Origin of the sequence: Streptomyces sp. NPDC053750, assembly GCF_044544295.1 — a bacterium.
GTDB lineage: Bacteria > Actinomycetota > Actinomycetes > Streptomycetales > Streptomycetaceae > Streptomyces.
The window spans coordinates 65679-77349 of sequence record NZ_JBITXB010000004.1 but is presented as its reverse complement, the minus strand read 5'-3'; the positions used below and the strand labels follow the sequence as shown (position 1 = coordinate 77349).

The 11671-nt window shown below is 71.3% G+C and carries 12 protein-coding genes; 6 read left to right on the top strand and 6 right to left on the bottom strand.

Annotation, left to right across the window (positions count from 1 at the left end):
* Window positions 1-61: 61 nt before the first annotated feature.
* Window positions 62-553, bottom strand: coding sequence for an inorganic diphosphatase (locus tag ACIGO6_RS13015; protein ID WP_064731883.1), 492 nt, complete (start codon window positions 551-553; stop codon window positions 62-64).
* A 79-nt stretch (window positions 554-632) separates the two neighbouring features.
* Here ACIGO6_RS13015 and dacB point away from each other — a divergent pair, with 79 nt between their 5' ends.
* The 6 genes from dacB (at window position 633) to folE (ending at window position 8333) form a co-directional block, all read left to right on the top strand.
* Window positions 633-2228 (top strand): D-alanyl-D-alanine carboxypeptidase/D-alanyl-D-alanine-endopeptidase, encoded by a 1596-nt coding sequence (gene dacB, locus ACIGO6_RS13010; RefSeq protein ID WP_399875023.1) that lies wholly within the window; start codon window positions 633-635, stop codon window positions 2226-2228.
* 188 nt (window positions 2229-2416) lie between these two features.
* The gene (locus ACIGO6_RS13005; RefSeq protein WP_399875021.1) at window positions 2417-3544 is read left to right on the top strand and encodes a zinc-dependent metalloprotease; all 1128 of its coding nucleotides are present in this window, start codon (window positions 2417-2419) and stop codon (window positions 3542-3544) included.
* A gap of 191 nt (window positions 3545-3735) precedes the next feature.
* Window positions 3736-4782, top strand: coding sequence for a tRNA lysidine(34) synthetase TilS (tilS, locus tag ACIGO6_RS13000; protein WP_399875019.1), 1047 nt, complete (start codon window positions 3736-3738; stop codon window positions 4780-4782).
* Between the two features lie 27 nt (window positions 4783-4809).
* Entirely contained in the window at window positions 4810-5370 is a 561-nt protein-coding gene (hpt, locus tag ACIGO6_RS12995) for a hypoxanthine phosphoribosyltransferase (protein ID WP_399875835.1), read from the top strand.
* A 195-nt stretch (window positions 5371-5565) separates the two neighbouring features.
* Window positions 5566-7605, top strand: coding sequence for an ATP-dependent zinc metalloprotease FtsH (gene ftsH / locus ACIGO6_RS12990; protein ID WP_399875833.1), 2040 nt, complete (start codon window positions 5566-5568; stop codon window positions 7603-7605).
* A 122-nt stretch (window positions 7606-7727) separates the two neighbouring features.
* Complete coding sequence (gene folE / locus ACIGO6_RS12985; protein WP_399875017.1) at window positions 7728-8333, top strand: GTP cyclohydrolase I FolE; 606 nt, start codon at window positions 7728-7730, stop codon at window positions 8331-8333.
* Window positions 8334-8404: 71 nt separating this feature from the next.
* Here folE and ACIGO6_RS12980 read toward each other — a convergent pair whose 3' ends face one another.
* The 5 genes from ACIGO6_RS12980 to folP form a co-directional block, all read right to left on the bottom strand.
* Window positions 8405-8893 (bottom strand): DUF3180 domain-containing protein, encoded by a 489-nt coding sequence (locus ACIGO6_RS12980; RefSeq protein ID WP_399875016.1) that lies wholly within the window; start codon window positions 8891-8893, stop codon window positions 8405-8407.
* A 58-nt stretch (window positions 8894-8951) separates the two neighbouring features.
* The gene (gene folK, locus ACIGO6_RS12975) at window positions 8952-9563 is read right to left on the bottom strand and encodes a 2-amino-4-hydroxy-6-hydroxymethyldihydropteridine diphosphokinase (protein WP_399875015.1); all 612 of its coding nucleotides are present in this window, start codon (window positions 9561-9563) and stop codon (window positions 8952-8954) included.
* The gene (gene folB / locus ACIGO6_RS12970; RefSeq protein ID WP_011028954.1) at window positions 9560-9919 is read right to left on the bottom strand and encodes a dihydroneopterin aldolase; all 360 of its coding nucleotides are present in this window, start codon (window positions 9917-9919) and stop codon (window positions 9560-9562) included. The genes folK and folB overlap by 4 nt, the downstream gene beginning before the upstream one ends.
* A gap of 299 nt (window positions 9920-10218) precedes the next feature.
* Entirely contained in the window at window positions 10219-10725 is a 507-nt protein-coding gene (locus ACIGO6_RS12965) for a nuclear transport factor 2 family protein (RefSeq protein WP_399875013.1), read from the bottom strand.
* Window positions 10722-11618: a dihydropteroate synthase gene (gene folP / locus ACIGO6_RS12960; RefSeq protein ID WP_399875011.1), complete on the bottom strand. Its 897-nt coding sequence runs from the start codon at window positions 11616-11618 to the stop codon at window positions 10722-10724. The genes ACIGO6_RS12965 and folP overlap by 4 nt, the downstream gene beginning before the upstream one ends.
* Window positions 11619-11671: the final 53 nt, after the last annotated feature.

Below are 11671 nucleotides of genomic sequence, written 5' to 3'. Positions count from 1 at the left end.
AACGGGCCGCACGCGTGCGCGTGCGGCCCGTTACAGGAGTGGACTGGAGGGACGGAGCCGCTCAGTGGCCGCCCTGCTCCTTGAAGCGCTTGTACGACCGCTCGATCTCGATCTCGGCGTCGGTGCGGCCCACCCAGTTGGCGCCCTCGACGGACTTGCCGGGCTCCAGGTCCTTGTAGACCTCGAAGAAGTGCTGGATCTCCAGGCGGTCGAACTCCGACACGTGGTGGATGTCCCGCAGGTGCTCCACGCGCGGGTCGGTCGACGGCACGCACAGCAGCTTGTCGTCGCCGCCGGCCTCGTCCGTCATCCGGAACATGCCGATCGCGCGGCAGCGGATGAGGCAGCCCGGGAAGGTCGGCTCGTCCAGGATGACCAGCGCGTCCAGCGGGTCGCCGTCCTCGCCGAGGGTGTTCTCGACGAAGCCGTAGTCGGTCGGGTAGGCGGTCGAGGTGAACAGGCGGCGGTCCAGGCGGATACGACCGGTCTCGTGGTCCACCTCGTACTTGTTCCGCGAACCCTTCGGGATCTCGATCGTGACGTCGAACTCCACCGGACGCTCCTCCATGATCAGCACATAGTTCTGGTGGTTAAGTGTCCCTCACGCAGGTGTGTGATCGCGAAAGGGGCTGGTGGTAGTGCCAGAGCTGAGGCCTTGGCGGGCCGCGAGGCCGCACGTGGTGCGGGCCGCGGGCGCCGTACGTCCGCGTCTCGCACGCGTCGCGCGGGCCGCCGGACCGCACCTCGGGCGGTTCGCACGGGCCGCGACACCGCAGCTCGCACGGATCACGAGGCCGAAGACCTGGCAGTACACCGCCGGTGCCGCCACCGCCGGGCTGGCACTGGCCGCCGGTGTGGTGACCGCCGCCGGCCCCTGGGACTCCACGGGTCAGCGTACGGCCGAGCGGGACCGGGCCGTCGCCCAGGAGCACACGGGTGGCGCAGATCACGGTCGCGGATCCGGGGGCTCCGGTACGACGTCCGGGGCGCCCCGGCCCGCGCCCAGCGCCGCCGCCGTGCTGGCCGGCCTGGGCGGCGCCTCCGGTGCCGAGCCGGGCGGCGTCAAGGCGGCCCCGGGCGGAAAGGACCTGGCAGGCGCCCTCGGGCCGCTCCTGAAGGACCCGGCGCTCGGCGACCGCCGCGGGGCGGCCGTCGTCGACCTCACCACCGGCAGACGCCTCTACGGCCTCGGCGCCGACGTCCCCCTCACCCCCGCCTCCACCACCAAGATCGCCACCGCGGTCGCGGCCCTCACCGCCCTCGGCCCCGACCACCGCCTCACCACCCGCACCGCCCTGGAGGCCGACACCGGCGAACTCGTCCTGGTCGGCGGCGGCGACCCCACCCTCACCGCACGCGAGGACGCCCGGGGCCTCGCGAGCCTCCGCAACCTCGCCGAGGAGACCGCCGCGGCCCTGAAGAAGCGGGACGTGCGCAAGGTGACGCTGTCGTACGACACGACGCTCTACGCCGGTGACGAAATGCACCCGATCGGGGAGAACGAGAACCTCGCCCGTGTCACCGCCCTGATGGCCGACGAGGCCCGCACGGACGACTCCACCAGCGGTCCCGTGCCCCGCGTGCCCGACCCGGCCGCCGACGCCGCCCGTACCTTCGCCGGCTTCCTGGAGTCGCACGGCATCACCGCATCAGCCCCCGGGCCCTCCAAGGCCACGGACCGTGCCGACACCCTCGCCACCGTCTCCTCGCCCCCGCTGTCGGCCCTGGTCGAGCGGATGCTGACCAACAGCGACAACGACCTCGCCGAGGCCCTGGCCCGCCACACCGCCGTGGCCTCGGGCAAGCCCGCCGACTTCGACGGGGTCTCCGCGGCCGTCAAGGCCCGCCTGCAACAGCTGGGCCTGCCGGTGCGCGGCGCCCGCTTCCACGACGGCAGCGGCCTCGACCGCACCGACCGGATCACCGCCGACCTCCTCACCGCACTGCTCGCCAAGGCCGCCGACCCGGCCCGTCCCGAGCTCCGTTCCGCCCTCACCGGCCTCCCCGTCGCCGGCTTCACCGGCACGCTGGCCGGCCGCTACACGGACGGCGCGGCCGGCGTCGTCCGCGCCAAGACCGGCACCCTGACGGGCGTCAACACCCTCGCCGGCACGGTGGTCACCACCGACGGCCACCTCCTGGCCTTCGCCTTTCTGGCCTCCGACACGACGGACGCGGGAGCGGCCCAGCGAGCCCTGGACGAGGCGGCAACGACCCTGGCGTCGTAGCCGTCGTAGCCGCCGTAGCTGCGGGCGGTCGTGCCGCTGGGGCGGCACGGGTGGGCGCAGCGGCACCCCGCAGCGCCGGGCTGCGCACTCCGCCCGTCCCGCACCAACGCCGGTCACCCGTACAGCTGCCCCACCCCGGCGCCCCGCACAGCCTGCCCCCAGCGGCAGCGCTCACGTACCGTTGTTGCATGACGAGCATCGGCGCATCTTCCGGCATGGTCGACTGGAATCTCGCGGTGGCGACCGCGACCCGGCTCGTACGGCCGGGCCCCGAGGTGAGCCGCGACGAGGCCAGGGCCGTCGTCGCGGAACTTCGCCGCCATGCCAGGGCCTCGGAGGAACACGTCCGGGGCTTCACTCGTATGGCCACCGACGAGGCCCACGACACCCCCGTCCTCGTCGTCGACCGGCCGGGCTGGGTCCGGGCGAACGTCTCCGGGTTCCGGGAGCTGCTCAAGCCCCTGCTGGAGAAGATGCAGGAGCGGCGCGGCGGCGGCGCGGGCAACGCGGTCCTCGGCGCCGTCGGCGGCAAGGTCACCGGCGTGGAGCTCGGCATGCTGCTGTCGTTCCTGTCCTCCCGCGTCCTCGGCCAGTACGAGACCTTCGCCCCGGCCACCCGCGAGCTGCCCGCCGGGGCCAACGGCGGCGGACGGCTCCTGCTCGTCGCGCCGAACATCGTGCACGTGGAGCGCGAGCTCGACGTCGAGCCGCACGACTTCCGGCTGTGGGTGTGCCTGCACGAGGAGACGCACCGCACGCAGTTCACCGCGGTGCCCTGGCTGCGCGACCACCTCGAGGGCGAAATCCAGTCGTTCCTCGCGGAGACCGACGTCGACCCCATGACCGTGCTGGAGCGGATCCGCGAGGCCGCCCAGACCCTCGCCGGGGGACGGCCCGAGGGGGAGGAGGACGACGGCGGCCGGTCGCTCGTCGAGCTGGTGCAGACTCCGGCCCAGCGGGAGGTCCTCGGCCGGCTCACCGCCGTGATGTCCCTCCTGGAGGGACACGCCGACTTCGTGATGGACGGCGTCGGCCCGGCGATCGTGCCGAGCGTCGGGGAGATCCGCGAGAAGTTCCAGCAGCGCCGCGCCAAGGGTGCCTCGCGCCTCGACCTGGCGCTGCGCAAGCTGCTCGGCCTGGACGCCAAGCTCCGTCAGTACCGGGACGGCGAACGCTTCGTACGGGCCGTCGTCGACGAGTGCGGCATGGACGGCTTCAACCGCGTCTGGACCTCGCCCAACACCCTCCCCACCAAGTCGGAGATCGCCAAACCGGCGGACTGGATCGCGCGGGTGCACCGCAAGCCGGAGTCGTGAGCCCCGCGGACGGGGTGTGAACGAATCCGGCCGACGGCAGGCGAACGCCCCTCCAATCACCCGTCCGAGGGACCGTGAGCCTTCCGTAGGCGTGCGATGCTCAGGGAACGGCCCGTTTCTGTCACCATCTACACACTCTGCGTGACCGAGCCTCGGGCTCACCCCCCGAAACTTCATGAAGGGCACCGGACATGGGTCCCCATCCTGCGGTCGCGGCGATACGCCTGGCGGTCCGCCGCGTCCTCCACGACATCCTCACCGAACTGAACATCCCGGCCGGCGTCCCCGCCGCGACGGTCGCCGAGCGTGCGCCGGGGCTTCCGACGGCCCCGCTCGTGCTCGTGGCGTGCTCCGGCGGCGCCGACTCCATGGCGCTCGCCTCCGCCCTCGCCTTCGAGGCCCCCCGGCTCGGCGTCCGCGCCGGCGGCGTCACCGTCGACCACGGTCTGCAGAGCGGCTCCGACCTGCGCGCCGAAGAGGTCGTCCTGCGTCTGCGCCAGCTCGGCCTGGACCCCGTCGAGTCCACCGCCGTGACCGTCGGCCGAGAGGGAGGACCCGAAGCCGCCGCCCGTGACGCACGCTACGCCGCGCTGGACGACGCCGCAGCCCGCCACGGCGCCGCCGCCGTCCTGCTCGGCCACACCCGCGACGACCAGGCCGAGACCGTCCTGCTGGGCCTCGCCCGCGGCTCCGGCATCCGCTCCCTGTCGGGCATGGCCGCGGTCTCGGGGGCCGGCGGCCGTTACCGGCGTCCCTTCCTCCAGGTCGACCGGCAGACCGCCCGCAAGGCCTGCATGGTCCAGTCCCTCCCCGTCTGGGACGACCCGCACAACGCCGACCCGGCGTACACCCGCTCCCGGCTGCGCCACGAGGGCCTGCCCGCCCTGGAGAAGGCCCTCGGCAAGGGAGTCGTCGAGGCCCTCGCCCGTACGGCCCAACTCTCCCGGGACGACGCCGACGCCCTCGACACCTGGGCCCGCCAGGCCGAGGCCGGCGTCCGCGACGCCACCGGCGTACTGGAGTGCGCGGGACTCTACGCCCTGCCGCCCGCCGTACGCCGACGGATCCTGCGCCGCGCCGCCATCGAGGCCGGTGCTCCGGCCGGCGCGCTGTTCGCCCGCCACATCGAGGAAGTCGACCGGCTGATCACCGGCTGGCGCGGTCAGGGGGCCATCAACCTCCCCGGCAAAGTCGTCGCCCGGCGCCAGGGTGGCAGACTGGTGATTCGGCAAGGCTGAATCCGGCCGGTGGGACGACCGAAAGTGATGCGGGTGGACGCGAACGACATGGGTGCCGACCTCGAGAAGGTACTCATCACCAAGGAAGAGATCGACGCGAAGCTGGCCGAGCTGGCCGCGAAGATCGACGCGGAGTACGCGGGCAAGGACCTGCTCATCGTCGGTGTGCTCAAGGGCGCCGTGATGGTCATGGCCGACCTCGCACGGGCGCTGTCCACCCCGGTCACCATGGACTGGATGGCCGTGTCCTCGTACGGGGCGGGCACCCAGTCCTCCGGCGTGGTGCGGATCCTCAAGGACCTCGACACCGACATCAAGGGCAGGCACGTCCTGATCGTCGAGGACATCATCGACTCCGGCCTGACCCTGTCCTGGCTGATCTCCAACCTCGGCTCGCGCGAGCCCGCCTCCCTGAAGGTGTGCACGCTGCTGCGCAAGCCCGACGCCGCGAAGGTCGCCATCGACGTGGAGTGGGTCGGATTCGACATCCCCAACGAGTTCGTCGTCGGCTACGGCCTCGACTACGCCGAGAAGTACCGCAACCTGCCCTTCGTCGGCACGCTCGCGCCCCACGTCTACGGCGGCTGACACGCCTGTGTAACGGGCTTCACGGCGTTCCGCGGGGCCTGCCGGGAACCCCGGAGGCCCTCGCGCCGTTGGAGCATGCAGACGGGACGCCGGCTGCCCGTGCGGCTGAGGGCCGCCAGGCTGGGGTACCGTCAGAAGAACTGTCTTATCAAACTCACTATGGCAGGAGGGACGGGGCGGCACCGCTCCGTGTGGATGGACGTGAAGCGATACTTCCGTGGGCCGGTCATGTGGATCGTGCTGGCCGTCCTTGCCGTGGTCGTGTTGATGCAGGTCGTCGGCTCGTCCGGCGGCTACAAGACGGTGGACACTGGCCAGGTCGTCCAGGCGATCAACGACAACAGGGTCGAGTCGGCCAAGCTGACCACCGGTGACGAGCAGACCATCAAGGTCCAGCTCAAGGACGGCGAGAAGGTCAAGGGCAGCTCGAAGATCCAGGCGAGCTACATCGGCGACCAGGGCGTGACCCTCGCCAACACACTTCAGAACAAGTACCAGGACAAGCAGATCCCCGACGGCTACACCGTGTCGCCGTCGAAGCAGAACCCGTTCGTCGGCATTCTGCTCTCCCTGCTGCCGTTCGTCCTGATCGTGGTCGTCTTCCTGTTCCTGATGAATCAGATGCAGGGCGGCGGCTCCCGGGTCATGAACTTCGGCAAGTCCAAGGCCAAGCTCATCACCAAGGACACCCCGAAGACGACGTTCTCGGACGTCGCCGGGTCGGACGAGGCCGTCGAGGAGCTCCACGAGATCAAGGAGTTCCTCCAGGAGCCGGCCAAGTTCCAGGCCGTCGGCGCCAAGATCCCCAAGGGCGTGCTGCTGTACGGCCCGCCCGGTACCGGCAAGACCCTGCTCGCGCGTGCCGTCGCGGGCGAGGCGGGCGTGCCGTTCTACTCGATCTCCGGTTCCGACTTCGTCGAGATGTTCGTCGGTGTCGGTGCCTCCCGGGTCCGTGACCTGTTCGAGCAGGCCAAGGCGAACGCTCCCGCCATCGTCTTCGTCGACGAGATCGACGCGGTCGGCCGCCACCGCGGCGCCGGCCTCGGCGGTGGTCACGACGAGCGCGAGCAGACGCTGAACCAGCTGCTCGTCGAGATGGACGGCTTCGACGTCAAGGGCGGCGTGATCCTCATCGCCGCGACGAACCGGCCCGACATCCTCGACCCGGCGCTGCTGCGCCCCGGCCGCTTCGACCGGCAGATCGCCGTCGACCGCCCGGACATGCAGGGCCGTCTGGAGATCCTCAAGGTCCACCAGAAGGGCAAGCCGGTCGCCCCCGACGTCGACCTGTCGGCCGTCGCCCGCCGTACGCCCGGCATGACCGGTGCCGATCTGGCCAACGTGCTGAACGAGGCCGCCCTGCTGACGGCCCGCAGCGACCAGAAGCTGATCGACAACCACATGCTGGACGAGGCGATCGACCGTGTGGTCGCGGGCCCGCAGAAGCGGACCCGGATCATGTCGGACAAGGAGAAGAAGATCACCGCGTACCACGAGGGCGGACACGCCCTGGTCGCGGCGGCCTCACCGAACTCCGACCCCGTCCACAAGATCACCATCCTCTCCCGTGGCCGCGCCCTCGGTTACACGATGGTGCTCCCGGACGAGGACAAGTACTCGACCACGCGCAACGAGATGCTCGACCAGCTCGCCTACATGCTGGGTGGCCGCGCGGCCGAGGAACTGGTCTTCCACGACCCGACGACGGGCGCCGCCAACGACATCGAGAAGGCCACCGGCCTCGCTCGTGCGATGGTCACGCAGTACGGCATGACCGAGCGCCTCGGCGCGATCAAGTTCGGTGGCGACAACACCGAGCCGTTCCTCGGGCGCGAGATGGCCCACCAGCGCGACTACTCGGAAGAGGTCGCCGCGCTGGTCGACGAGGAGGTCAAGAAGCTCATCGAGACGGCGCACAACGAGGCCTGGGAGATCCTGGTCGAGAACCGCGACGTGCTCGACAACCTCGTCCTCGCCCTGCTGGAGAAGGAGACGCTCGGCAAGGAGGAGATCGCCGAGATCTTCTCCCAGATCGTCAAGCGCCCGGCCCGGCCCGCCTGGACCGGCTCCTCCCGCCGTACGCCCTCCACCCGCCCGCCGGTGCTCTCCCCCAAGGAGCTCGCTCTGACGAACGGGGCGAACGGCGCGACGGCGGCGATCTCCACCGCCAAGAGCACCACGATGGAGCCCGCCCCGGCACCGGAACGAGCCCCGGAGGACCGTCCGGAGAGCTGACCCGGCTCCTCCCGGCGGCCCCACCAGGCCCGGAATGTAAGCCGCGCCCCCCAGGTTCTAGCCTTGGGGGGCGCGGCGTTTTTCGTCTGCCGTGCGCAGACAGGACAGGAACGAGGCACCAGATGACCGACCCCGTGACGCTGGACGGCGAGGGCCAGATCGGCGAGTTCGACGAGAAGCGGGCCGAGAACGCCGTACGCGAACTGCTCATCGCGGTCGGTGAGGACCCGGACCGCGAGGGCCTGAGGGAGACGCCCGCGCGGGTGGCACGGGCGTACAAGGAGATATTCGCCGGTCTGTGGCAGGAGCCGCAGGACGTGCTGACGACGACGTTCGACCTCGGGCACGACGAGATGGTCCTGGTGAAGGACATCGAGGTGTTCTCGACGTGCGAGCACCACCTGGTGCCGTTCCGGGGCGTCGCGCACGTCGGCTACATCCCGTCCAGCAGCGGCAAGATCACCGGCCTGTCCAAGCTCGCCCGCCTCGTGGACGTCTACGCGCGGCGCCCGCAGGTGCAGGAACGTCTCACCACGCAGATCGCGGACTCCCTGATGGAGATCCTGGAGCCCCGCGGTGTGATCGTCGTGGTCGAGTGCGAGCACATGTGCATGTCGATGCGGGGCATCCGCAAGCCGGGCGCGAAGACCCTCACCTCGGCGGTGCGCGGTCAGCTGCGGGACGTCGCCACGCGCAACGAGGCGATGAGTCTGATCATGGCGAGCTGACTGCGGGCCGACGACAGGCCGGCGGCAGGATCTGGCGCCGGGCGCAGTGGGGGCGCGCGGGCGTCGGCGGGTCAGGCCGCTGTGGCCGCGCCCGGGTGGTCGTCGTCCTCGTCCTCCGGGAGCTTGCAGACCCGCTCCATGAAGACCGCGGCCGCTATGACGGCGATGCCCGCCACGACCGAGAAGCCGGCGTAGAAGGCCTGGTCGCGGCGGGCCGGAACGTCGAGGTACTCCAGCAGGAAGACGCCCGTGCCGCCGTACATGCCGGCGACGAGGGCGGCCACCAGGGCGCTCGCCTGGCCGAAGACGACCGCGCGGGCCGCCATCATCGGGTCGACGCCCTTGGCGCCGGGGACGCGGTCCCGCTGTGCCTTCAGGCGGGCGCGGATCGAGAGCGCCGTGGCCAGGATGATCACGGCGATCAGGGCGAGGACGATCGGGGCGGCCAGGGGGACGCTCGGGAGGCTCCCGACCGAGTTCCACAGGCGGGCGCCCGCCCAGGACAGGATCGCGGCGACGAAGAACACGCCGGCCAGCACCCTGATGCGCAACTCTTTCACGGTGTCCCGTGTCCCTTCGGTCCCCTGCGTGATCGTCCGACCCTGTCGACCTTAACGACTACTCGGGCAGCCGGAGTTCCAGGTCGGTGCGGGGCGCGATGCCGTCACGGGGGACGGTGGCCAGGAGAGCGCCGACCGGGCCGTGTCCGGGCAGCTGGGCGTCGGGGTCGACGTCGTGCCAGGGGGCGAGGACGAAGGCGCGTTCGTGGGCGCGCGGGTGGGGGAGGGTGAGCTGCGGGTCGTCGGAGACGACGTCGGCGTAGGCGACGATGTCGACGTCGAGGGTGCGCGGCCCCCAGCGCTCGTCCCTGACGCGGTGGAAGGCCTCCTCGACCGCGTGCGCCCGCTCCAGCAGGGAGGACGGGGGCAGGGTGGTCTTGAGGACCACGACCGCGTTGAAGTACGACGGCTGGCTGCCGGGGTCGACGCCCCACGGCTCCGTCTCGTACACCGGTGAGACCCCCTTGACGCGCACGCCGGGGGTGTCCTCCAGGGCGTCGATGGCGCCCTGGAGGGTCTCCAGGCGGTTGCCGAGGTTGGCACCGAGGGCGATCACCGCGCGCTTGGGGTTGGACAGCGTGCTGTCCGCGGCGTCGACCTGCTCGACGACGGAGGCGGGCACCGGCTGTACGGTCGGGTCGCTGGGACCCTTGGTGAAGGGGGCGCTCATACACGGCTCCGGATGATGGTGACGGTCACGTCGTCGAAGGGGACGGTGATCGGTGCGTCCGGCTTGTGGACGCAGACCTCGACCTCCTCGACCCCTTCGTGTTTGAGGCAGACCTGGGCGATGCGCTCGGCGAGCGTCTCGACCAGGTTGACGGGCTCGCCCTCGACCACGGCCACGACCTCCTCGGCCACGATGCCGTAGTGCACGGTCTTCGCCAGGTCGTCGTCGGCCGCGGCCGGTCGGGTGTCCAGGCCAAGGACGATGTCCACGAGGAAGGTCTGGCCGTCCTCGCGTTCCTTGGGGAACACACCGTGGTGCCCGCGGGCCTTGAGGCCGCGCAGCGCGACACGATCCACGCGAATCACTCCTGCAGTCGTCGGTCTCGGCCGGTCCGCACCGCGTGCGGGCGGTGCGTCGGCCTCAGTCGAATCTACCCGCGCGGACCGACAGTGCCGGGCCGCGGGGTGTGGGGGGCCGGGGGGCCGCCATGAGGTTTCACCGGGTGTTTTCCCTGGCTGCCCCGGCTGATCACGGGTTGGTGGCCGCTCATACCCGGCCGGTCGTGATTCCAACCACTTCTTCGATTCCCACCACTTCTTCGCCCTCCGGGTTCAGGGAAGGGTGTCAGGGAGGTGGTTCAGGTCGGGGTGGTGGTTCAGGGAGGTGTGTCATTGCCCTCCTCGTCCTCGTTCTCCTCTGCCAGTACGGGCGAGGCGTGGTGCGACCAGAGCTTCCAGCCGGAGGGCGTGCGCCGGAACGTGTTCGTGGCGACCACGAGCTGTCCGACGAGGGGGCCGAGCTCGTCGCCGCCCTTGGGGGCGGGGCCGCCGCTGAGGATGTTCTCGGTGCAGGTCACCAGGGCGGTGTCGCCGGTCACGGAGACGTGCACGTCGGTGAGGAAGAACTGGATGTAGTCGGTGTTCGCCATGATCAGCGCGTAGGAGCGCAGGACCTCGCCGCGACCGGTGAGGACCGGCCAGCCGGGGTGCACGCAGGAGACCACGCCGACGTCGGCCGGGTCGTGGTACGACTCGTCGACGCCCAGGTCGGAGGGGGTGAGCCAGAGCTCCGACACCTGTTCGAAGTCGCCCTGCTCCAGTGCCTCGTAGAAGGCGGTGTTGGTGGCCTCGACCTGTTCGACGTCGAGGTGAGGGGCGTTCACCGGGCTCCTTCCGGGCCCTTGTCCGCGGCCCGGGCGCCCTCGACGGCGCGTGCGACCCGTACGGCGTCCGCGGTGGCGCGTACCTCGTGGACGCGGACGGCCCACGCTCCGGCGTGCGCCGCGAGTGCGGAGACGGCGGCGGTGGCCGCGTCGCGCTCGCGCGCGGGGGGCGGGGCGGCCTGGGGGCCGGCGAGCACCCGGCCCAGGAACCGCTTGCGGGAGGCGGCCACGAGCAGCGGGTGGCCGAGGGCCAGCAGGCGGTCCAGGTGGGCCAGGAGGACGAGGTCGTGCTCGGCGTCCTTGGAGAAGCCGAGGCCGGGGTCCACGACGATGCGGTCGGGGGCGATGCCGCCCTCGAGAACGGCCTCCACGCGTGCGTGGAGCTCGTTCACGACCTCGGTGACGACGTCGTCGTAGGCGCCCCTGACGTTGGCGCCCTCCAGGAGGCCGCGCCAGTGCATGACGACGAAGGGGGCGTCGGCGTCGGCGACGACCGGGATCATGCGGGGGTCGGAGAGGCCGCCGCTGACGTCGTTGACGAGGGCGGCGCCGGCGGCGAGGGCCTGTTCGGCGACGGAGGCGCGCATCGTGTCGACGGAGATGGTGACGCCCTCGGAGGCCAGGCCGCGCACGACCGGGACGACGCGGCGGAGTTCTTCGTCCTCGTCGACGCGGGTCGCGCCGGGGCGGGTGGACTCGCCGCCCACGTCCACCAGGTCGGCACCCTGGGCCACCAGGTCGAGGCCGTGCTTGATGGCGGCCGTGGTGTCGAAGAAGCGACCGCCGTCGGAGAAGGAGTCGGGGGTCACGTTGACGACCCCCATGACCGCGCAGCGGTCCCATGCGGTCAGTCCCGCCAAGTGGTGGCGGCGGCGGCCGGTCTGCTTGCTCATGTGTTCAGCGTAGGCCCGTGCCTCGGGTGGTGGTGTGGGGGTGCGGTGCCTGC